Here is a 22,057-nt window from a genome sequence, read left to right as displayed (position 1 = left end):
ATATTTGCCAAATCTTAAATTCTTGAAAAAGAGGTGATGACTTAGGCGTAACCCTTAAACCAACTAACTTAGTCTTATTTTCATTGGTTTTAAGCTCACGTTGTTCAAATTCACATATACTCACTAAGCTTTTTTGAGATTTAAGTTTACGCTGATAAAATATGATGATGTCTCTAATTTCTTTTTTTAATTCATCCGTTAATTGATCATGAAAACTAGATTGTACCTGCCAAAGTTTTTCAAATTCATCTAAATAATCCTGCCTATAAAAAACCTGGCTTTTCAGCCGGGTGTGTGGGTTGTCTCTTAATTGTTGATATAAATATTCACCTACTGTTTGTTTATTGAAGTAAAGTTCTTTACTCCTATCACTAATTGCTCCGAGGTAACCACTAGAATTATTGATATTATTATTAATTTCTGTAACTACATAAGCCACTTCTTCTTTTGTAAGTTGCTCAGTTAAGGCACTTGCCCGCCATTTGTAGGCTTGTAATTTCTTCTCATCTCTAGACTTGGCTTTATTTTCCGCAGTATTAAATTGATAGGTAACCCAAAATAAGGCAGCTGTTGCCCGTTGTCCTTTACCAGTTATTGCTTTTCTAAATTCATCAGTTAATATTTCCGGATAGAATTGTTTTTGAAACGCCCAAACTTTATCAAGTTCATTTTCTAAGTCAGAACGATAAAAATCTGGGATACTTCTTTTATTATTCTTTAAAAGTTGATATACAAATTGACCTGGAGTTAAATTATCATGGTACAACTGTTTGGCAATTTCCATTCCGTCAATTAAAGTCCCTTCTTCTGCATTGTTAACTTTTCTACTACTTTTATAACCACGCTTTTTATTTAACATTAAAAGCACTCTGGCAAAATTCACCAAAGATATTTGTTTTGAAGCAGCGCTTGATCTCAGAAAATAGGTTTCAAAAGTAGATTTATTACCATTTTCTGCTAATAATGTATCTTCATCAATCCAGTTATTAGCTTTTAATACTGCTATTAAATTTGCTCTTCTAAGCTTATATCTCTGCAAATTTCTTCTTGCCGAACGCGCAAGTGTTCTATTCGCATTTGTAGTAATAGGTTTTCCTTTTTCAAAGTTAGTTTGCTCGTCAACTGTCAAAGGATTCACTCTTACCCCTATTTTTTCTATAGAAGATATTTCATTTGAATTTTCCGCTTCCCTTACATATGCCCAGCCAATACTATTCGTTCCTAAGTCAAGTCCTAAAATTCTTTTACTCATAGCTTTTAATTTGATGGTTTTTATAAAAATAAGAATAAATAAGAATATCCATTTACGGTTTCCCTCATTTTGTATATCAAAATAAATTCTATATTTGTTGCTGAAAGCAAATCACAATAAGGATTATTCCGTTGTGAAAACATTCAAAGCGGGGCAACTCGCTTTTTTTATTTCTTTCCTTTTTCACAACTTTGTGTCTTCAACAAGACCTATGCCCCCTGCCAAAAGAAAAACCATTAACAGAAAGCCCAGCATACGTAAAAAGAAATCGCAGCCTTTTCCTATGGCATGGAAGGTGGCCATAGCAGGCCTATTGTTGATTTTATTCTCTCCATTGTATTATGGCTATGTATTAAAAGGTTTTGTGGCCACCTGGCGTTGGGTAAAAGATTGGGGCCAAGATCCCAATTACCGCACCTATGAAAGCTTTAACATCAAAATTCCCAAGAAGTATTCCATTCATGGCATAGATGTTTCCTACTACCAGGGCAAGATCAACTGGCAGCAGGTTAAACAAATGAAAGAAGATGAGGTAAGTATTCGATTTGCCTTTATCAAGGCTACAGAAGGTCTTTTACTGGTCGATCCCTATTTTCAGCGCAATTGGCGTGAGGCACCCAAAGTTGGTATTGTCTGCGGTGCCTACCATTTCTTCAGGCCCCAAAAGAACGGTAAGGCACAAGCCAAATTCTTTTTGCAGGTGGTCCATATCGAAAAGGGAGATCTGCCTCCTGTGGTAGATATAGAGAGCTTAGATGGGGTTTCTCCCCTAAAAATGAGGGCTGAACTTTCAGATTTCCTCAACGAAGTGGAAAGAAAAACAAAAGTTCGCCCGATGATTTATACCGGCTTAAAGTTTTACGAGGATTATCTGGCAGCGCATTTTGAGGAATATCCTTTTTGGGTGGCCCATTATTATCAGCCCCAACTAAGGCTGGCCAGTAGACGCTGGAAATTTTGGCAACATTCGGACAAAGCGAAGATTAACGGTATAGGCCATGTAGTTGATTTCAATGCCTTCAATGGCGACAGCATCCAGTTTGAGCAAATGCGAAATCCCTAACAAAAGACTTACAAATTCAGTAAACGAAGTCTAATTATTTTACCACTTCGGCAAGCCAAGAACACCTAAGGTCATCTGAAATGTCTCGGGCGGTTGAAAAACAAATGGCTGATATGGTTAGCACCTTAGCCTTAACCTAAATCTCTTAACTGAGCGATAATAGACAAGCTACAAGACGCATTAAAACTAGCCTTTAATCATTTTTTTTGATAAGTTTGTTTTTCAATCAAATATTAAGGTTATGCAACAACTATCCAAAGCAGACTTGATCATTAATCCCGATGGCAGCATTTACCACCTTAACCTCTTGCCCGAAGATATTGCCGACACGGTAATTACCGTCGGCGATTTGGACAGGGTACCCGAAGTGAGCAAGCATTTTGATCGGATAGAGGTCAAAAAGGGCAAACGGGAATTTATTACACATACCGGTTATCTGGGCAAAAAGCGCATTACGGTGATCTCTACTGGCATTGGAACAGATAATATTGACATTGTATTTAATGAGTTGGATGCCCTGGTGAACATTGATTTTGAAAGCAGGACCATTAAAAACGAGCTAAAATCATTAAACATCATCAGAATAGGCACTTCTGGCGCCATACAGCCCGATATTCCCATGGGTACTATATTGGCTTCCAGTTTTGGGTTGGGTTTTGATTCCCTCATGCAATATTACCAACAAGAGCTTTCGGGCGATGAGCATAGTTTATTGGATTCCATAAAATCTAATTTTTCAAACCTAAAAGGCATTAGTCCCTACCTTACTGCGGCCGATCAAGGCTTATTGCAAACGATTGGCAAAGACATGGCAAAGGGGATCACCGCCACTGCTCCCGGCTTTTATGCCCCACAGGGCAGACAGGTTAGGGCCAAGAATGCCATTGCCGATTTTATAGGACAACTGAACAGTTTTAAACAGGGCGAACATAGAATTACCAATTTAGAGATGGAAACCGCAGGCATTTATGCCCTGGCCAAAACGCTTGGACATAAAGCCCTATCTATAAATGCCATATTGGCCAGTAGGGTAAAGTATGAGTTTAGCAGTCGACCGAACGAAATTGTAGAAAAAGCGATAAAAATAGTATTGGAAAGGTTAATCAGTTAACCCAATGAAAAAGTTAGAAAGAATTAGAAAGCTGATCTTATCCTTCATTGATTTTTTCCATCCACCTTTTAGAAAATTTATTCCCTTACAAACCTTCAGGTATGCTGCCTGTGGCGGTAGTAATGCTGTGCTCAACCTTCTTATATTCTATTTAGGCTATAATTTTATTTTCAAAAATAACGTTGTAAACCTATTAGGCTTCTCGGTTACCCGATACATTGCAGCCTATATCTTGGCACTTTTCATCAGCTTTCCCCTGGGGTTCTTTTTAAACAAGTATATTGTATTCCAGCAGTCTAACCTGCAGGGCCATATACAATTGGTCAGGTATGCCAGCATTACCCTATCCAGTATCTTGTTTGACTATTCCCTTTTGCATTTACTGGTGGGCTATTTCAAGTTCTGGGCTACGCCCTCGCAAGCTTTTATCATCGTCCTACTTTCGCTATATAGTTATTTCTGCCAAACCTATTTCACTTTTAAAACCATTAAGAAATAGAATTGATGAAATTGATGATGGTACTGGTAGGCAAGTTTTTTTGCCTGATCCACAACATAAGCTGATCCATCCTATCGATCATCTTCACGCCCGAATTTTTACTGACATAGCCTGGGAAACCAAATCGCTCTTTATTTTCAAGATTGGTAAATTCCCATGGATGGAAATAGATATTGATATAACCGTCTTTTTGGTAGGCCTTATTAAACAGGTGTTTATAATACCATAGCGGAAAGTTATGAAACGACAGCCAAAACAAGGGAATACGAAAAATAGGGCTTACTGATGCCGGCAATTGCCAAACACTTCCCTGCTTAAAATAGGTTCTTGGAATATGTAGGTTGTTATAGCGACCCGGTAAAAAGGTAGGATTAATAGAGCTATTATAGACATAACCTGCCTGTTCTATTTCCGCTTCACTTACGGGCATCATTCTGGGCATCCTAAAGCCATAAACTTCTGCGCCAAACAATGCTTCCAGTTTTTGTTTGGAGGCCAATAGGTCTTTTGGTTCGAACTTGGAATGGTAATAGGTATGTGAGGCCAATTCATGGCCTTCCTCTCTGATCCTCTCTATAATTTCGGGTGCATGAATGGCAAAAGTGGCCGTCGAAAAAAAAGTGGCCGCAATTTGATACTTGGCCAATAGGTCAAGAATAGCATGAGAACCCTGTATAGAAATCTGTATCTGGTCTTCAAATGAAATTTCCTTACCATATTCAAATGGCATATCAAATTCCTCAATATCAAAACTCAATAATACCATTGGTCTTAGTCTCTTTTTATGTTGGTAGAACGGATAATATAAGTGGGTCGGTTTTTACTTTGCATGAACATTTTACCGATATATATGCCTATAATGCCCAATATAATCAGCTGAAGTCCTCCGAAAAAGGCTACCGTAACAATTAGGGAGGCCCAACCATTTACATGTTTGGCAAAGAAATAGGCATAGGCCACATAGGGCACATACAGTAAAGAAAGCAACGAGATAAAGAAACCCAAATAAACGGCAGTATGTAAAGGCTTAACACTTAAAGAAGTCACGCCATGAACAGCCAGCTTTCTCATTTTACTTAGGTTATACTTACTGGATCCGGCAAATCTTTTACTGGGCATATAATCTATTGCAAATTGGGTAAATCCCAACCATTTGACCATCCCCCTTATAAAGAGATCATTTTCTTTAAATTCCTTAAAAATATCTACCACTTTCCGATCCATCAACCTAAAATCGGCTGTGCCTGGTTCAATTTCGGTATCGGATAGCGAATTTAACAGCTTATAAAAATAGACCGATGTTTTTCTTTTCCTCATGGAAAGGCTCATATCTTCTTGCCTTCTGGTATACACTACATCATAACCTTCCTCCCACTTGGCCAACATTTCCACAAATAGCTCGGGTGGATGTTGCAGGTCAGCATCCAGAGAAATCACACAATCTCCCTTGGCATGGTCCAATCCGGCTTTTAACGCGGGCTGATGTCCAAAATTCCTCGAAAGCTCAATATAAAAGATATGATGGTTTTCTGCGGCCAGTTGTTTAACAATAAGCAAGGTCGAATCCTTACAGCCGTCATCTACAATAATAATTTCATAGGCATAAGGTAGCTTTTCGAAAACTTGTTTAATCCTGTTAATGATAACTACCACATTTTCTTCCTCGTTATGTGCGGGGATAACAATAGATACTAGCTTGCTCATTGCGTTGTTGAATTCATTTGGTCAAATTTTCTAAAAGTTAATTGGTAAGAAATTACCAACCATATCATTACACAGGGTAGTGCTTTTAATGAATAGGGTTTAATGTAATTTTCTCTTACAAATTTGGGGAATAAATCTGAAGGAGAAAAACTGGTCAGTAATAAGGCGAACACAAACAAGGCAATAGCCCAAGCAGCCACTGGACGCTCTTGCACCATAAACCAAATGGCAACACCCAAAAAGGCAATGACATAGGTTGGCGATTCGGATGAATTGCTAAAAATGACGGCAAAAATTAATGTAGATGCCAATAAAAGCAGCCTGAAAGTTAAGTCCTTATAAGCACTAATCCTAAGGTAGGGTACACAAAAGAACAATAGCCCAATTGCCAAGAAAGGTAAATTAGGTATAGAAATATCACCTGTCATTCTTCTTACCATGCCCATTACAGAAATATCCTGCATAGAAGTTAAACTGGCATTTAGTTGTTGTTTTTCAGCTAATGAAGCATACCAATCTTGATAGCACTGTAAAATATAGCTTGGCGAAAAGAACAACATGGGCAAAACCAAAAATGTAATGGCCCAAAACAGACAGCTGCCTATAAAATTCCATTTATTCTTTACAAAAAAGAAAAAGGCCAGTCCTACAATGCCATATAATTTGACAAAAGTACCCAACATAATCACCATGGCTGCCCAAAAGTTTTTCTTGCGCTCTATAAAGGCAAAAGCCAGAACAATTATTGCAGCTATAGAAATATTGAACTGGAAACTAAAAAGAGCAGTCAATAGTTCATGGGCTACGATCCAATAAACAGCATTGATCTTGGAGGTAGATATGGGCAACTGCCTAATGGCAAAATAGAGAAACAGCGTATTGGCCAATTGCCATAGCAATGTACCCAGATAATCTGGCAAAATGGCAAAAGGTGCGATCAATATGGAAAAGAATGGCCCATAATGATTTGTATCCATATAGGCTTCGGGATAAGCCGTATATAAGTTAAGACGATCTAAGGCATGAAGGTAAACATGCTTAAAAATGAGGTAATTGTTATAAGAACCCTTTGAATACTGCTTAAAACAGGCAATAAGCGCAAGCAGAACCCATACCCCAACAATAAACCGTTGATTGTTGACGAGTTTTTTTAGCTTGGCCAAAAAGGCTGGACTGATGAGCGATTGAAGATATAACACGAGATAAGGTTTAAGGAAAGATTTAAGACTGGTGCATTATTGATGAAGGCGTTCCTTGACCAATTCATGTCCCTCGGTATCAAAATAGACTACAGTTTTTTCTGTCAAGTCTGTTACCCACTTTTCAACACCAGCAGCAGCAGCCTGTCTACAAAAGGTTATATAATCCGTTTCACCTGCCTGGTGTATTTTTAGGGCATCTTTAAGGGCTACTGCCGATGATTTTTCTTCAATAATTAATTCTTCATATACAGGAGCAGATTCCACTACACTGCCATCTTCTCCAAAATAAACGGAAAGGCCATTGATCACATACACATCATTTCTAATGATGCCCAATTTGGCCAAACTGCTTATAAAACCAGGAAAATCAGCTCCAGATTTTACGTTATTTTCTTCTTGCTTAATCTGCTCTATAGTAAACATAACTTTAAATTTAAGGATAATTAACCTTGATATTTGTAATCCCCTAAAGCAACACAAACAGGTATACTTTTGGCAAATGTATCAAAGCCTATAGCTCGTTTATAGACACTTTATAAATGGTCGTCTGGTGATAAATATCGTCTGGCCGCAAAATGGTAGAGGGGAAATCTGGAATATTAACAGCATTGGGGTGATGTTGCGTTTCTACACAAAAAGCATCAAAAGGTTGATAATGCTTCCCTCCTTTTCCATGTTTCACATCCAGGTATTTGGCCGTGTATAGATGGGCTACCGGTTCTGTAGTGAATATGGACAGGCTTAATCCACTAGAAGCCTCAGTCGTTTTACTGGCCAGTGTAAGCTCTCCGTAGCTCTTATCCAACACATAGGTCTGATCATATCCCTGCTCTTCGTTCCAGTTCTCTCCAATCAGCTTTCCTTTCCTAAAATCATGAAAAGTGTCAGCTACCGGAATAAGTTTCCCTGTAACTACAAAATTTCCGTCCTGCTCCAACCAATGCGAAGCATTCATTTGGTGGAAGTGCGTTTTAACGTTGCCTCCATGAACAGAAAGATTAAAATAACTATGGTGGGTAAGGTTTATAGGGGTAGCTTCATCCGTATCGGCCTGATAGGTCAAGATCAGTTCGTTATTGTCGGTCAGATCAAACCTTAACTGTACAGCCAGGTCTCCAGAGAAACCCTCTTCCCCATCTAAGCTAAAATACTGGAAAGTAACCGAAGGTATTGGCGATTCGCTCAGGGCAACAATATCCCATATTTTTTTGTCGAAGCCATTAATTCCTCCATGCAGGCAATCATCACCATTGTTTTTGGCCAATTGATAAGCTATTTCATCTAACTCAAATTGACCATTTTTAACCCTATTGGCATAACGTCCTATAATTGCGCCCAAATAGGGATAATTGGCCAGATAATCTTCACTGAGGTAATCTTCAAATTTATCGAAACCCAAAACAATATCCTGTGGTATGCCTTTGGCGTTGGTTACTACAAATTTGTTAATGATGGTGCCATAGTTGAAAATTTTAACGTAGGTACCTTTACTATTGCTAAGTTCTACAGAAATCACTTCCTTACCGTCAATAAAAATACCTGTTTGCTCTTGTTTGATGTTCATTGGTTTATATTCTTTTTAAAAGTGATGAAATACCCTTGGAAAGGGGGTGCTCATCGGGGGTTATCTTTTCTTTTTTATTTACGGTAGCCTACATTAATTGTATCTTAGCCATCCATTTTGACAACTTACAATATTAGCTAAAATATAGATCATATACTACCTAAAGATGACTTCACAATTATTTGAACTTTTTAAGCATAGATATAATAAAAATCCGGAAAACACTTATTTCGCTCCAGGTAGAGTAAATTTAATTGGCGAACATATTGATTATAATGGTGGCTTGGTTATGCCCTGTGCCATTACTGCAGGTACATGGCTCCTGATGGCCCCTAATAACGATGGGCTGATTAGATTTGCCAGTGCAAATTTCGAAGAATATAAAGAATTTCCTTTACAACAAAGCTATACCAAAACAGATAGGGAATGGTATAACTATCCTCTTGGCATTTTTAATGAATTGCAAAACATGGATTGGAAGGCAAAAGGCTTAGACTTATTCTACTATGGAAACATTCCAATAGGTTCTGGCCTATCCTCTTCTGCTTCCATAGAAGTCCTCACGGCCTTTGCCCTGAATGATTACCATCAACTTGGACATGACCAGCTCACCCTGGTAAAACTTTCCAAAAAAGTAGAAAATGAATTTATTGGGGTAAATTCCGGTATTATGGATCAATTTGCCATAGCTTTTGGAGAAAAAGACAAAGCGCTGGTTTTAAATTGCGACAGCTTAAAATACAAAGTAATAGATTGCAACCTTGGCGACTATGTTTTGGCTATTATCAATACCAATAAGCACAGAGAACTTTCCGAATCGAAATATAATGAACGTGTAGAAGAATGTAGCCAGGCCCTAACAGCACTGCGCAAGGAAATCAGCATCAATTACCTGTGCGAACTCAACAGTGAAAAATTCGCCCTGCATAGCCACCTCATTACCGATGAAGTAATATTAAAAAGGGCTACCCATGTGGTAAAAGAAAATGACAGGGTTAATCTAGCCGCAAAGGCATTAAACAGCGGCGACCTTATGGCATTTGGCCGTTTAATGTACGCTTCCCATCAATCCTTAAAAGAACTATATGAAGTAACTGGAAAAGAGCTTGATGCCGTAGTAGACTTCTGTGCCAGCTATCCACATGTAATTGGTGCCCGCATGACCGGAGCCGGCTTTGGAGGCTGTGCAATTGCCCTGCTGAAAAAAGGATATGAGGAGGATTTCGCAAAATACCTTACCGATGATTATATAGCAAAAATTGGGTATCCGGCAGCCATTTATATTCATGATATAGGTAATGGACCTACCAAACTTTAATATCATCAATACCGCCAATTAAGAGAAAATGAGAAAATTAAAGCTAGATGAATTAAATCGTGTAGACATTCACGAATTTAAAGCACAAGATAAACTACCGGTAGTTATTATACTTGATAATGTACGGAGCATGCATAATGTGGGTTCTGTTTTCAGAACGGCTGATGGCTTTTCGGTAGAAAAAGTAGTGCTATGTGGCATTACCGCACAACCGCCACATAGGGAAATAGAAAAAACCGCATTGGGTGCAACCAGCTCTGTAGATTGGGAATATATGGCTGATACTTTAGCAGCCATAGAAAAATACCGTAGCGAAGGATATACTATCCTTGCTGTTGAGCAAGCGGAAAATAGCACCATGCTCAATACCTACCAGCCTATGCTAAAAAAAAAATATGCCCTTATCTTCGGAAATGAGGTAAATGGAGTAAGTGATGAAGCGATGCAGCTTATTGATGATTGCATAGAAATACCCCAATTTGGAACTAAACATTCCTTTAATATTGTGATATCGGCAGGTATAGTACTTTGGGATTTTTTTGCTAAAATGCGGCTATAACTGGTCTAACTGTACAGTATAATATACAGTATTCTATACAAAAAAATTATTGCCTAAAAGCCAATCTATAGGCTTAAAGTGCTGACAATTTGCATTTTGTAACAAAAAAGTATCATTTGGCAAGGTTTTTCGAAGAAGATGATCAAATAGGTTAAGAAATCCTATTTACAGAACATCCACTTTAAGAATAATAAAAAATGAATTTAAAAATTACAAAATCTGCGTTTTTGATAGCCTTAGCAGGTCTGTCAACGTCAGTGATGGCTCAAGAAACGCCATCCGCAAATGGGGCCCGTTTTTCTACTCAGCAATTTAGAACATGGTCTATAGGTTTACATGGAGGAGCTTTAACGCCTAGAACATTATTCGACGGAAAATTCAGGAATTTCCAAACCGCTAAAGAAAATGTAGGCTATGGTGGTTACATCAAAAAGCAAATCTTACCATCTTTGGGTATACAGGCCGAATTCTTGGCAGGTAAGGTAGAAGGTTTAAGATCACTTTCAGGGGTAGATGTTAATGGAGATCCTACCTACACGTTAAATTCGGGCTTTAAAACCCACATCCAGTGGTCAGGTGCCTTAACTGCGGTTTATAACATTGCCAACATCAACATCAATAACGAAAATGGAGTACTTATCCCTTACGTTAAAGCTGGTGCCGGATACATGTCATCAGGAGCAGATTACCATGTTGGTTCTGCCCAAAACAACCAAAGTTACATGGAAAATTGGTTCATACCTACCGGAATTGGTTTCAAATTAGGTGTTTCCAAAGGACTTAACTTAGATTTTGGTTATGATGTAAACTTTGTAAAATCAGCTAAGTTTGATGGTTTAAACGGAGCCACTAATGATAAATTTACTTATGCCCACGCAGGTATAGAATTTGCTTTCGGTGGAAAAGGTAAACCACAACTTCAAAACTACAGTTCATTAGCTGCATTACGTATGCAATCTAAAGAAGAAAGTGAAGAATTGAGAAGAGCCTTATCTACTGCAGAACAAAATGCACAAAGAGATAGAGAGCAATATGCCAAAGATATGGCCGATGATGATAATGATGGTGTAGCTAACAAATTCGATAAATGTCCGAATACACCAGCTGGTACTGTGGTGGATGGTGCAGGTTGTCCTTTAGTAGTTCCAAAACCTCAGATCATCAAAGAAACCAAAGTAGTGGTTACAGAGGCTGATCGTAAAGTAGTGGATGAAGCGATCAAAAACCTAGAATTTGATTTGGGTAAATCAACCATCCGTGCTAAATCTTATACCACCTTAAATAAAGTAGCTGCTTTATTGGTAGAAAAAGACTTTAGCTTAAAATTAGCTGGACATACAGATATCACTGGTTCAAGAGAATTAAACCTACGTTTATCTAAAGAAAGAGCAGAATCGGTAAAAGCTTACTTGGTATCGCAAGGTGCAAATGCATCCCGTATCGAAGCTACAGGTTATGGTCCTGATCAACCAATTGCTACCAACAAAACGGCAGCAGGTCGTCAACAAAACCGTCGTGTAGAATTTACTCTTTTCTAATCCATAAAAAATTGACCAAAAGCCCCGAACATTCGGGGCTTTTTGGTTTGATAACATTGCTTAAGTTTGCATCTCAATTTTAGACTTAGACTACGATAATGGAAAATTTATTGTTCAAGAAACTACAGATCAAACCCGGTTTTAAGGTAGCGGTTTGGAATGCCCCACCTCAGGTGGCCTCCATTTTCAACCAAATTCCTGCCAACATTAGCCTTAGCTACCAAATGCAGGACCATTGCAATGCCTATTTGGTATTCTCTATCACCAAAGCTGAAATGTTATCTACTTTGAAAGCCATTATAGGTAATATTAATGAGCAATCTATTGTATGGATCTTATACCCTAAAGCTAAAAGCGTCTTAGCTGCCGACTTAAACCTGATGCAATCTTGGGATGACCTTAAGCTTTTCGACCTGGCACCTTGTGCCTCTGCAGCCATCAACGATATATGGACAGCCATCAGGGTTAAGCCCATGGGCCACCAGAAAAAATCGGGTGTTGGCAATGCAGAAATTACCAAGAACGAATATGGCGATTATATCGATGTGGTTAACAAAGTCGTTAAACTGCCCAACTATTTAAAAGATGTTTTAGCAAAAAAGCCCGAAGCTTTAGATTTCTACCAGAAACTTGCCTATTCACATCAAAAAGAATATGTTTTATGGATCTTAACAGCCAAACAGGAAAAGACAAGACTAGACCGCATAGATAAAATGATCACGAAGCTTTTGGAAAAAAAGAAAAACCCAACTGAAAAATAATTATATGCATTATATCGTTTTTTGAATCTAATAAGGTAAATACTGTTCTAATTTATGTGCATCTGTTGCTTTATGGCGCACACCATTATATAAAAACTATACATTAGGCAAAAAATAATATATTCGCATTGAAACACCTACAAACCATATGTCAAAACTGTTAATTATTGATGATGAGCGAGCAATAAGAAGTACCCTTCGCGAAATTCTCGAATACGAAAACTATGAAGTTGATGATGTTGATAATGGCATCGATGGATTAGAGATGATCAAAAAGAACAATTACGATTTGGTTCTTTGCGACATTAAAATGAATAAAATGGATGGTATGGAAGTACTGGAAACTGCTTTGGGCATAAAACCAGACCTGCCATTTATCATGATCTCTGGACACGGCACCGTAGAAACTGCCGTTGAGGCCAGTAAAAAAGGTGCATTTGATTTTATTTCCAAACCACCAGACCTCAATCGTTTACTGATTACGGTAAGAAATGGTTTAGACCGGGGATCTTTGGTCTCCGAAACCAAGGTATTAAAGAGAAGGGTTAGCAAAACCCGTGATATCCTTGGCGTATCGGATACCATCACCAGAATAAAGGAAACCATTGATCGTGTGGCCCCAACCGAAGCACGTGTACTCATTACCGGAGCAAATGGTAGCGGTAAGGAGTTGGTGGCCCGTTGGCTGCATGAGAAATCGAATCGCTCTGATGGACAGCTCATAGAAGTAAATTGTGCAGCCATTCCATCAGAATTAATTGAAAGTGAACTTTTTGGACATGAAAAGGGATCTTTTACTTCTGCGGTAAAACAACGTATCGGAAAGTTTGAACTGGCCAATGGAGGCACCCTATTTCTTGATGAAATTGGTGACATGAGCATGTCGGCACAGGCCAAGGTACTCCGGGCCTTACAAGAACACAAAATTACCCGTGTAGGAGGTGAAAAAGAGCTGGATGTAAATGTGCGGGTAATTGCTGCGACCAACAAAGATCTGTTGAAGGAAATTGAAGAAGGTAATTTCAGGATGGACTTGTACCATAGACTAAACGTTATCAATATTCATGTACCGCATTTAACAGAGCGTATTGATGACATTCCCGTAATTGCCCAAAGTTTTTTGGAAGAAATTTGCGGGGAATATGGCATGCCGGTTAAAAAAATTGGTGATAACGCCATGAATGCCCTTAAACAATTACCTTGGACGGGTAACGTACGTGAATTAAGGAACATGATCGAACGTTTGATCATCCTGAGTGATAAAACCATCACCGAAAATGATGTGATTGCATTTGCCAACCCTACCGGAGGAACAAATATCGGCGCTGCCAGTAGCAGCATTTTGGCATCGGCCCAACAGGGCAATGGTTTGGATTATGATAAGTTTACCAGTTTCCAAGATTACAAGGATTATGCAGAGAAGAAATACATTAAGTTCAAATTAGAAAAGAACAATTGGAATGTATCCAAAACTGCCGACGATATTGATATTCAACGCAGTCACCTTTACAGCAAAATTGAAAAATTTGGCTTAAAGAGAGCAGAATAAATGAGATTTAACTTGAGTTATACGTATTGAATATAATTTTGATACGTATAACTTTAAATAAGACTGACTGCTCTTCTACAATACTTAAGATAGGTAATCTGCCTGCCTTCTCAACATGGCCCTATATTTATTAAAAATAGTTGTTTTGGAAATCATGCCCACATAGTTCCCCTGTGTGTCTACCACTGGCAAAATCCAAGCATTCTCCATCTCCATCTGTTGCAATGTCTGCTTTAAATCGCTATCCAGTTTAATCACCTGTAAGGGCACCTGCATCAGGTCATTGGCTTTCAATTCCGCATCTGATGGCTCCATTAGTTGCTTTAAAAGATCTTCCATATACAGTATTCCCTTAAATTCCCCGTCTTCTCCCGTTATCGGAAAAACATTACGTTTAGACTGTAGAATGGCCAACATTTTGGTGTTGAGCACATCATCCTGTTTTAAAACCAGATAATCTTTTTCCACCAAAAACCTTAATTTCATCATGTTCAATACCGTAGTATCCTTATCTTCATGATGTGAGAGTTCTCCCTTTTCTGCCAAAGGCTTGGTGTAGATGGAATATTTATTCACACTTCTATTGATCAGATAAGCTATAGCCGTAGTGATCATCAACGGAATCATGAGCACATATCCCCCCGTTATTTCTGCAATGAGGAAAATACCTGTTAAAGGGGCATGCATAATGGAACCCAGGGCAGCAGCCATTCCGGCCACAATAAAATTGGCCACATTTACCTGAGCTATGCCTAAGGTATTAACGCTAAATGCCAGAATAAATCCTATTAATCCACCAATGATCAGGCTTGGTGCAAATACACCACCATTCCCACCAGCCGCCAAGGTAACCAGGGTAGCTACCGATTTGGCAAATACTGTAACAATGGTAAACACAATAATAACCCAAGGTAATGTACTATAATTTGTGAATATACTATTGCTGATCACGGCCATATAATCTCCTTTCAATAGATTTTTAATGGTGATATAACCCTCACCATACAGGGTTGGGAATAAAAACACGAGTGCCCCTAGGGCCAAGCCCCCCAGCACTACCTTTTTGTAAGGATGTTTAATCTTATAGAAAAAACCTTTAATTGCCGCATTTGCCTTTCCAAAATAGATGGAATATAAGCCTATCCATATGGCAAGTATTACATAAAAGCCTAACGCCTTGGTTTGCCAGCCTTCGGTAACCAGATAGAACAATTGCTCACTGTAAAAAAATCGGGCCACTACCGAAGCGGTAGCTGCCGACAACAATAAAGGTATAAATGCTGGAATAGTAAACTCTGGCAATAAAATTTCCACGGCAAACACTATACCTGCTATAGGGCTGTTAAAGGCCCCTGCAATTCCACCTGCTGCTCCGCAGGCCAACAAAAGCGTGGTTTCCCTATAGCTAAGTCCTAAAAATCTGCCTATGGTAGAACCAATGGAGGCTCCACTGGTTACAATAGGTGCTTCCAGTCCGGTAGAGCCGCCAAACCCAACGGTTAGCGCCGCCGTAATAATTTGGGAATAACTGTTATGCGTTTCTACATGGCTCGATTTTTTGGAAATGGTATAAAGTAAGGGGGTTAACCCAGTCTCAAACTTGCCCTTACGAATAAACCTTTGTACATACAGTACCGATAGCAAGATCCCGATCAAGGGAAAAAATAGATACAGGTAATATTTATATTCCCAATGGAGGTCCGTTTGAAGAAAAGCTTCAATATGGTGGGTGAGCGTTTTGAGCAAAGAGGCTGCCAGTCCGGCCAATACCCCTACCAGTACCGCCGCAATGACCAGAAAATTACGATTAGAAATTTTGCTTCTCCTATATTGATTAACTTGATCTACAAAATTGACTAACCTCAAATACATATGGCTATATTAAGAATAATTTAGGCATCGAACCTATCCAACAACTTCAGCAAAGTGGCAAAATCTTTGGGATATGGAGCTTCGACCATTATTTCCTGCCCATCTAATCCCTTGAACGTAATCTGCTTGGCATGTAGGGCAAATCTTTTCATAATGGGCTGTTCTTCCTCATCTTTAGATAAACGATAACCTCGCTTAATATTGGATAGGAAAACAGGTTTCCCCCTGTACATGCTATCACCACATATGGCTGCACGTTGTGTGGCCAAGTGGATACGGATTTGGTGCATGCGCCCTGTTACAGGCTTGCATGCTACCAAAGTATAGTGTTTATAGTACTTTAGCGAATTGAAATAGGTTTCTGCACGTTTCCCTTCCTGTCTATCAATGGTCACATTTTTATTTCCATCGTTCAGGATGGGCAGATCCACAAACAAGTTATCAAATTGGAACTGGCCATCTACTACGGCGTGATATATCTTATTGACCTTACGTCTTTCAAACTGCATGGACAGCGAACGATAGGCCTCTGGATTTTTAGCGATAACCATGGCCCCAGAAGTTTCCTTGTCTAAACGATGACAAATCTGGGCGTCTTCTATATATTGTTTAGCCAAACGTAAAATATTGATCTCTCCTGCACCAGCTGCCCCACGTTCATCGAGCGAGGCTACAAATGGCGGTTTATTAACAACGATATAGTCATCGTTTTCAAAAAGTATAAGGTCTTTAAAATTTGGGTATTTCAAATGAATAATTGCTTTAAGCTGTAAAAATACAAATGATTTATGATTTTAGGGCACTTGTTTGAGATTTGAAATAGTGAAATGGTTTTTATTTAACAGTTCTATGATCCCAACCCGTTTCTTTTCTATATACTTCTCTCATTCCGACGATAGAGCCTACTCCGATTTATCGGAGAGGAATCTATGCTGAGCAAACGATCTATACCATTCCTTCGCTACCGATAATTCCATACAGGCTGCACTCCTGATGACAGGTTAGGAAAGTAGGTAGTCTAAGCTGCCACCTACTTTTTTTTATTCATTAATCCTCCCTACTTCCATCATCTGCCATCCTAACCATTTTAGGCTCGAACTTGGCAACCACATCTACCAATTCGGTTTGTGCAGCCATTACTTGATGGATATCTTTGTAGGCCATTGGTGCTTCGTCTAATCCAGCGCCAATTAAGGTAACACCGTGGTCTTTCAAAATCGCTTTCATATCAGATTTAGTGATACTTTGGATCGCTTTAGTTCTGCTCATCAATCTACCAGCACCATGTGAAGCAGAGTTGATGGAAGAAGCCTCTCCTTTGCCGCTAACCAGAAAACCTGGTGCAGTCATACTTCCCGGAATAATCCCCATCACTCCTTTGCCTGCTGGCGTTGCTCCTTTTCTGTGAACGATAACTTCTTCGCCATTTAATAATTCTTTCCAAGCAAAATTATGGTGGTTTTCTACTTTAGCTAAAACTTTAGCACCAATGGCTTTGGTTAATCTTTTATGAATCACCTCATGACAAGCAGAAGCGTAATTGCCAGCCAAATTCATGGCAATCCAATACTCTTGCCCTTCGGCCGAGTTCAAATCCAAGTAGGCAAGATTAATAGCCTCTTTAGGCAACTTACAAATCTCCTTTGCTACTTTGGTATAGTGACCAGCAATGGTAGCACCTAAACCTCTTGAACCAGAGTGTGTCAACAAAGCTACATATCTGCCTTTATCAATGTTTAAAACCTCGTCCCTTTCAGCAAATTCAATAATCCCCCATTCCACAAAGTGATTTCCACCTCCAGAAGTACCTAATTGTGCCCAAGCCTTACCGTGTAAATTCTTAAGAAATGGTGTAGAATTAAAAGCCTCGCTATCCATTACCTCATGATCTGCTTTTTCTAAGCCCCTAAATTCTCTCCCAGCCCCAAACCTCGTAAAGGCGAGCAATTCTCTTTTGTACATGGCATCTTTCCCAAAGTAATGTTTTTCTGGAATATCGAAGATACTTAGTGCCATCCTACAACCAATATCCACACCAACTCCATAAGGAATAATTGCATTTCTAATGGCCAACACACCACCAATAGGCAAACCATAGCCTTGATGCGCATCTGGCATTAATGCTCCTGCGGCTGTAACTGGCAATTTCATCGCAATGTTCATTTGATCTTTAGCGCCATCTTCAATATAATTTTCACCAAAGATGGCATAGTGGCCGGTTCCTTCAACCAGATCTATGACCTCGTCTATTTTTGTATTGGCTTCTTCTATCATGGACTTGGCCAAAATCCCTAAAATCGGATCATCTAAAAAACTTTCCGGATAATTCCTTACTTTTTCCAATTAAGCCAAAAGCTCTTTTTCTGCTATTCCCTCAAAATTTTCATTTAAGATCCCTAAAGCCAAGCCTAATATTTTCCCTTCGGTATAACCTAATGTTTTTAGGGTCTTACCTGTTATTTCTGTTTTCATTTTATTCAATTAATGAGCATATAAATCTGCTCTCATTTTTATCAAAATAGCTTCGATTTCTTTCCCGTTTGGTTTGTTTGGAAGTTTGCTTAAAGCAGTTTCCTTTTCAATCTGATCCATCAGCTCTTCTGCCATTTTTAAAACTTCTCCATAAGTTAACCCGCCTTTTTTTACCCATAGTAATTCTTCTCTATTAGGTCGTTTAACGCTTAACTTTCCATCTTTAATAATCTCTAATGCTACTTGTAGCAATCTAATTGTATGCATCATGTTTTTAGCATCATAATCTTGTCCATGATTTTTATTTAGATTATAGCGTTCGTCGTTTCTTTTTTCTACCCATTCCCAATATTCTGTATGTTCTTTACAATGCGATGAATAGCTTTCTTTGTTAAAAAACAAATAAGCCAATTCCTTTTCTCCAGCAGGAATAGAAGATACAGACACATCGTTAGCTAATTCTTTATTCATTATACCTTTATATGGAATTTTCTGATTATGAAACAAAGCATACAAACTTTTTGAATGTGGCATTTTAGAAAGACCACAATTAGCTTGAGAGAGTTTATTATTTGTCAACCACTTTTTAGCTTTTACAGAAGAATAACCTTCTGTTATATAACAAAAATCTAAAATTGTTTTTCTAGTTTTTGGCATTGGATTTACAATTTTCTTCTTTAATCCTTTGGCTTTCTTAATTTGCGTCAATGCGTATCCTCCAAAAGTATCCTTACATAATTTGGATAAAACCATATCTATTGTAAGTTGTTCCATGATAGGATGTTTATATAAAATACAATCTTCTGGCGATGCTAAAATCTCAACTATGTTTGGGTTGTTTTTAATCAATAATTCAACAAAACGCCCAATCTCATAATATACTTCATCATTTGTTTCATTGCTGATTTGAGGAATATAGCCTAATCCATAAAAGCTTTCTTTAGGCATATAATACACTCCTTTAAGGTCAGTATCTGATTCGGGAGTATCCAAGCCATATGCCCTGCTACCGCTTAAACATTCAAATAATAGAAGATTTTTATCTTTTAAATCTTTAATGGTCATATCTCATTACTATAAGCTTAAAAAACTTATCTAATTCCTCAGCATTAAAACTTTCTTTATTCAATTCTTTGGCTGAATCACTGCATCTATTAAATTCATCTGCTATGTAAGTTCTTAACACTGGATTTATCTTGATAACAAATGCTTCAGCCGATGTAGATTTTAATACAATAAGCTTATTTATCACATCTTGTAAACTTACTGGGATTATAGTTAAAAGAGTACCAATTTGCATAGGCGCAATGGTGTTTTTTTCTAAACACCACTTAGCTGATAACAGCGGTCGTAATACATAAAATAGTTTTTTTATATTAATTTCATCACCATTGCTTATCGTATCCATTGCCCCTGTGGCAATGCCCAGGTAATGATTGATATTATTTTTTCTGTAGAAATAAGATTGACACAATGTCCATAATTCATTTCTAAAATTCTCTTGTTCAAGATAAATAATTGGCGACTGCAACCATTCAAATGGAGTAGTGTTCGATTTTTGTATCAGCTTTAAAACTTTTTTAATATCCCAGCCATATATATCAAGTTCATCATTTATAGGAAAACTCAAATGGTCAGCTTTATCCATTACAGAAAGATAAAAATTGAGCGGCCTAACATAAACAAACCTTACATCGTAATCGCTGTCAGGTGAAGGGAATTCCCATCCTCTACTTCCAGATTCACAAGCAAAAAGAATTTTTATCCCATTTGTATGCTCAATTTCTTTTAGCTTATTTATTATTTCTGTTTTCATTTTTTCTTAATCTATCCTCGACAAGCATCGTTCACTTGCCGAGGGTGTCTAAATTTAATTAATGAGGCTATCAACGTAAAATGTATTTATTCAATTGAAAACGAAGTAACACTTTACTACGGCACTCATTTTTTGAGAGCAATATCGACAAATGGATATTTACTAGCAGGATTCGAACCTGCACTTGAATTCAACCAATCGAAGTAACACTTGCCAACGGCATCTCATTTTTTTTAACCGGAAGCAAAAAGCAACAAAAGTTTACGGGGGCATGTCGTTGCCGGAATCGAACCGGATAATCTTGCTGGTTTTACAACTTCATTATTCCTCCCCCTCAAATGTGACGAAGTAACTCTTGTCTACGGCATTCCGTTTATGGTTAGATAAGGTAATTGGCGATAAAAGTATTTTTCCCCGCGTTCTTATTTAAACCATCTCGAATAATCGAAAGTAGGGCTCACACTTACATCTCGGGCTTGGAATCGAAGTAACTTTTTTCTACGACACTTATCTAATATTTTAATAAAGCAAGGTTAATAACGAAAAGAGACATTTTCCTGCTCTACCACTGAGCTACTCTATTGCTAGAGACAGGATTCGAACCTGTGACACGGGCATTTGGACTGCGAAGTAACTCTTATCTACGACACTTGCTTATGCTATCAATGCTTTTTAATATCCCACAGCCATTTTGCTGTGGGATGGGTTTATATTTCTATCTGATTAATTTTCTCAATGGCAGATACTGTATTTTCCATACCCGAAAGTATATCGAATATTTTATCAGACCATCCTGCTAAAAGGTAAACATCATTTTGTTTAACATCTATTGGCTGTTTACCATAACCTGCCAAGTCAAACAAATAAAGCTTAGCTTGTGGAGCAATTCTTTTATAACTGGCCCATGATTTTACAAACGAGCTATTCGTGCTATTGCTGTTCCACATTTGGGTATCGGTAAATATCATTACCTTATCGACAATCTTTCTTTTCTGAACTAAATCTTCGATCACCAGATATCCATTGGTAGCATAACCCACTTCACCTTCTCTTCTGTAATACTCCATTACATTTGCTAAAACATTTCTTTTAGGCATGTTGATTACTTTATAGGTGTCGCCAAACATGCCTGTGGTTACGTCTTTGCATTGAGACTGTAGCAACATAGCTAACATTAAACCGATATCATATAATAATACCGTGCTTTTTGCTGAAATTGGTTGTTGCATTGAGCCCGAAACATCACAAGCTATTACTACCGAAGTATCAAAGCCAAACCCCTTTATATTCTTTGCGCTGCACATCACGGCATCTTCCAGTGCATCTAAGATTACAGATGTAAAGCCCGACTTCATTGATTTAAGCTCTCTGTAAGCTGATAGAAATCTAAACGGAAGTTGTTTCGATTTTAAAATCGCTTTTTCATTAGCCAAATAAGCACAAACCATTTCAATATGTTTTGCAGAAACATTGGCCGCTAAAATATTTCTAAGATTTCTCATCAAAGCCATATAGCCAAGTTTTTTGCTATCAATTAATTCTTCCCATTTTTTTGTAAAAGCAAAAGATCTCGCTGCATCGTTCTCAAATTTTGTTTTACCTAATGCAGAAAGTTCAGTTTCCCAAGTATAAGGTGTGGCCAATTTATCAGCCGCTATTTTGTTAAAAATAATTTGCTGGCCTTCGTCTTTTGCTTTAGGATGTACCAAAAATAAAGCATCCTTTAATTTGATATCCGTGTTTCTATTATATTTAGCAAATTGATACTCATCAAATC

General features: G+C 38.1%; 21 protein-coding genes. 8 read left to right on the top strand and 13 right to left on the bottom strand.

The features are described from left to right. Nucleotides 1–1,252 (bottom strand): type II CRISPR RNA-guided endonuclease Cas9 (gene cas9, locus JHD79_RS19825; protein WP_199121095.1); only part of this gene is annotated, 1,252 nt, incomplete at its 3' end. 211 nt (nucleotides 1,253–1,463) lie between these two features. Between cas9 and JHD79_RS19820 the strand changes: the two genes are divergently transcribed. The 3 genes from JHD79_RS19820 to JHD79_RS19810 all read left to right on the top strand — a co-directional run bounded on the left by JHD79_RS19820 (nucleotide 1,464) and on the right by JHD79_RS19810 (nucleotide 3,925). Continuing rightward, nucleotides 1,464–2,315 carry a glycoside hydrolase family 25 protein gene (locus JHD79_RS19820; RefSeq protein WP_199121094.1) on the top strand — a complete coding sequence of 284 codons (852 nt, stop codon included), beginning with the start codon at nucleotides 1,464–1,466 and terminating at the stop codon, nucleotides 2,313–2,315. A 241-nt stretch (nucleotides 2,316–2,556) separates the two neighbouring features. Beyond that, complete coding sequence (locus JHD79_RS19815; protein WP_199121093.1) at nucleotides 2,557–3,426, top strand: nucleoside phosphorylase; 870 nt, start codon at nucleotides 2,557–2,559, stop codon at nucleotides 3,424–3,426. Nucleotides 3,427–3,430: 4 nt separating this feature from the next. Continuing rightward, nucleotides 3,431–3,925, top strand: a complete 495-nt coding sequence (locus JHD79_RS19810; protein WP_199121092.1) for a GtrA family protein — start codon at nucleotides 3,431–3,433, stop codon at nucleotides 3,923–3,925. Here JHD79_RS19810 and JHD79_RS19805 read toward each other — a convergent pair. From JHD79_RS19805 to JHD79_RS19785, 5 genes are all read right to left on the bottom strand, one after another. Then, nucleotides 3,915–4,691, bottom strand: coding sequence for a polysaccharide deacetylase family protein (locus JHD79_RS19805; RefSeq protein WP_199121091.1), 777 nt, complete (start codon nucleotides 4,689–4,691; stop codon nucleotides 3,915–3,917). The genes JHD79_RS19810 and JHD79_RS19805 overlap by 11 nt on opposite strands. 5 nt (nucleotides 4,692–4,696) lie before the next feature. After that, a complete protein-coding gene (locus tag JHD79_RS19800) occupies nucleotides 4,697–5,629 on the bottom strand; it encodes a glycosyltransferase family 2 protein (protein ID WP_199121090.1) in 933 nt (310 codons plus the stop codon). Further along, nucleotides 5,626–6,828 (bottom strand): glycosyltransferase family 87 protein, encoded by a 1,203-nt coding sequence (locus tag JHD79_RS19795; RefSeq protein ID WP_370583363.1) that lies wholly within the window; start codon nucleotides 6,826–6,828, stop codon nucleotides 5,626–5,628. Before JHD79_RS19795 ends, JHD79_RS19800 begins: the two co-directional genes overlap by 4 nt. 36 nt (nucleotides 6,829–6,864) lie before the next feature. After that, a complete protein-coding gene (locus JHD79_RS19790; RefSeq protein ID WP_199121089.1) occupies nucleotides 6,865–7,254 on the bottom strand; it encodes a DUF1398 domain-containing protein in 390 nt (129 codons plus the stop codon). 88 nt (nucleotides 7,255–7,342) lie between these two features. Further along, on the bottom strand, nucleotides 7,343–8,395 hold the full coding sequence (locus tag JHD79_RS19785; protein WP_199121088.1) for an aldose epimerase family protein: 1,053 nt from the start codon (nucleotides 8,393–8,395) through the stop codon (nucleotides 7,343–7,345). Between the two features lie 166 nt (nucleotides 8,396–8,561). Between JHD79_RS19785 and JHD79_RS19780 the strand changes: the two genes are divergently transcribed. The 5 genes from JHD79_RS19780 (at nucleotide 8,562) to JHD79_RS19760 (ending at nucleotide 14,120) form a co-directional block, all read left to right on the top strand. Further along, complete coding sequence (locus JHD79_RS19780) at nucleotides 8,562–9,713, top strand: galactokinase (RefSeq protein WP_199121087.1); 1,152 nt, start codon at nucleotides 8,562–8,564, stop codon at nucleotides 9,711–9,713. 28 nt (nucleotides 9,714–9,741) lie between these two features. Beyond that, complete coding sequence (locus JHD79_RS19775) at nucleotides 9,742–10,272, top strand: RNA methyltransferase (RefSeq protein WP_199121086.1); 531 nt, start codon at nucleotides 9,742–9,744, stop codon at nucleotides 10,270–10,272. Nucleotides 10,273–10,469: 197 nt separating this feature from the next. Further along, nucleotides 10,470–11,810, top strand: coding sequence for an OmpA family protein (locus tag JHD79_RS19770; protein WP_199121085.1), 1,341 nt, complete (start codon nucleotides 10,470–10,472; stop codon nucleotides 11,808–11,810). A gap of 98 nt (nucleotides 11,811–11,908) precedes the next feature. Next, nucleotides 11,909–12,571: a YdeI family protein gene (locus JHD79_RS19765; protein WP_199121084.1), complete on the top strand. Its 663-nt coding sequence runs from the start codon at nucleotides 11,909–11,911 to the stop codon at nucleotides 12,569–12,571. A 148-nt stretch (nucleotides 12,572–12,719) separates the two neighbouring features. After that, nucleotides 12,720–14,120, top strand: a complete 1,401-nt coding sequence (locus tag JHD79_RS19760) for a sigma-54 dependent transcriptional regulator (protein ID WP_199121083.1) — start codon at nucleotides 12,720–12,722, stop codon at nucleotides 14,118–14,120. An 84-nt stretch (nucleotides 14,121–14,204) separates the two neighbouring features. Here JHD79_RS19760 and JHD79_RS19755 read toward each other — a convergent pair whose 3' ends face one another. The 7 genes from JHD79_RS19755 to JHD79_RS19730 form a co-directional block, all read right to left on the bottom strand. Continuing rightward, nucleotides 14,205–15,992 (bottom strand): chloride channel protein, encoded by a 1,788-nt coding sequence (locus tag JHD79_RS19755; protein ID WP_199121082.1) that lies wholly within the window; start codon nucleotides 15,990–15,992, stop codon nucleotides 14,205–14,207. A 20-nt stretch (nucleotides 15,993–16,012) separates the two neighbouring features. Continuing rightward, nucleotides 16,013–16,741, bottom strand: a complete 729-nt coding sequence (locus tag JHD79_RS19750; RefSeq protein WP_199121081.1) for an RluA family pseudouridine synthase — start codon at nucleotides 16,739–16,741, stop codon at nucleotides 16,013–16,015. 298 nt (nucleotides 16,742–17,039) lie between these two features. Next, nucleotides 17,040–18,335: an RtcB family protein gene (locus JHD79_RS19745; RefSeq protein ID WP_233164801.1), complete on the bottom strand. Its 1,296-nt coding sequence runs from the start codon at nucleotides 18,333–18,335 to the stop codon at nucleotides 17,040–17,042. Continuing rightward, nucleotides 18,336–18,464: a hypothetical protein gene (locus tag JHD79_RS23030; RefSeq protein ID WP_255533956.1), complete on the bottom strand. Its 129-nt coding sequence runs from the start codon at nucleotides 18,462–18,464 to the stop codon at nucleotides 18,336–18,338. Nucleotides 18,465–18,473: 9 nt separating this feature from the next. Next, nucleotides 18,474–19,529 carry a DNA polymerase beta superfamily protein gene (locus JHD79_RS19740; protein ID WP_199121080.1) on the bottom strand — a complete coding sequence of 352 codons (1,056 nt, stop codon included), beginning with the start codon at nucleotides 19,527–19,529 and terminating at the stop codon, nucleotides 18,474–18,476. Further along, nucleotides 19,519–20,280 (bottom strand): nucleotidyltransferase domain-containing protein, encoded by a 762-nt coding sequence (locus tag JHD79_RS19735; protein ID WP_199121079.1) that lies wholly within the window; start codon nucleotides 20,278–20,280, stop codon nucleotides 19,519–19,521. Before JHD79_RS19735 ends, JHD79_RS19740 begins: the two co-directional genes overlap by 11 nt. Nucleotides 20,281–20,987: 707 nt before the next feature. Then, nucleotides 20,988–22,057 (bottom strand): TROVE domain-containing protein (locus tag JHD79_RS19730; RefSeq protein WP_199121078.1); only part of this gene is annotated, 1,070 nt, incomplete at its 5' end.

This window comes from Pedobacter sp. ASV28, from assembly GCF_016428855.1.
Taxonomy (GTDB): domain Bacteria; phylum Bacteroidota; class Bacteroidia; order Sphingobacteriales; family Sphingobacteriaceae; genus Pedobacter.
The sequence above is the reverse complement of the archived record's forward strand: the minus strand, read 5'-3'. Positions and strand labels throughout refer to the sequence as shown.

What these genes read in the sequence shown, in the direction of transcription:
- JHD79_RS23030 (WP_255533956.1), bottom strand. Translation starts at nt 18,464, where the DNA reads ATGAAAACAGAAATAACAGGTAAGACCCTAAAAACATTAGGTTATACC.
- JHD79_RS19755 (WP_199121082.1), bottom strand. Translation starts at nt 15,992, where the DNA reads ATGTATTTGAGGTTAGTCAATTTTGTAGATCAAGTTAATCAATATAGG.
- JHD79_RS19735 (WP_199121079.1), bottom strand. Translation starts at nt 20,280, where the DNA reads ATGAAAACAGAAATAATAAATAAGCTAAAAGAAATTGAGCATACAAAT.
- JHD79_RS19740 (WP_199121080.1), bottom strand. Translation starts at nt 19,529, where the DNA reads ATGACCATTAAAGATTTAAAAGATAAAAATCTTCTATTATTTGAATGT.
- JHD79_RS19815 (WP_199121093.1), top strand. Translation starts at nt 2,557, where the DNA reads ATGCAACAACTATCCAAAGCAGACTTGATCATTAATCCCGATGGCAGC.
- JHD79_RS19775 (WP_199121086.1), top strand. Translation starts at nt 9,742, where the DNA reads ATGAGAAAATTAAAGCTAGATGAATTAAATCGTGTAGACATTCACGAA.
- JHD79_RS19765 (WP_199121084.1), top strand. Translation starts at nt 11,909, where the DNA reads ATGGAAAATTTATTGTTCAAGAAACTACAGATCAAACCCGGTTTTAAG.
- JHD79_RS19820 (WP_199121094.1), top strand. Translation starts at nt 1,464, where the DNA reads ATGCCCCCTGCCAAAAGAAAAACCATTAACAGAAAGCCCAGCATACGT.
- JHD79_RS19785 (WP_199121088.1), bottom strand. Translation starts at nt 8,395, where the DNA reads ATGAACATCAAACAAGAGCAAACAGGTATTTTTATTGACGGTAAGGAA.
- JHD79_RS19805 (WP_199121091.1), bottom strand. Translation starts at nt 4,691, where the DNA reads ATGGTATTATTGAGTTTTGATATTGAGGAATTTGATATGCCATTTGAA.
- JHD79_RS19770 (WP_199121085.1), top strand. Translation starts at nt 10,470, where the DNA reads ATGAATTTAAAAATTACAAAATCTGCGTTTTTGATAGCCTTAGCAGGT.
- JHD79_RS19810 (WP_199121092.1), top strand. Translation starts at nt 3,431, where the DNA reads ATGAAAAAGTTAGAAAGAATTAGAAAGCTGATCTTATCCTTCATTGAT.
- JHD79_RS19760 (WP_199121083.1), top strand. Translation starts at nt 12,720, where the DNA reads ATGTCAAAACTGTTAATTATTGATGATGAGCGAGCAATAAGAAGTACC.
- JHD79_RS19800 (WP_199121090.1), bottom strand. Translation starts at nt 5,629, where the DNA reads ATGAGCAAGCTAGTATCTATTGTTATCCCCGCACATAACGAGGAAGAA.
- JHD79_RS19780 (WP_199121087.1), top strand. Translation starts at nt 8,562, where the DNA reads ATGACTTCACAATTATTTGAACTTTTTAAGCATAGATATAATAAAAAT.
- JHD79_RS19790 (WP_199121089.1), bottom strand. Translation starts at nt 7,254, where the DNA reads ATGTTTACTATAGAGCAGATTAAGCAAGAAGAAAATAACGTAAAATCT.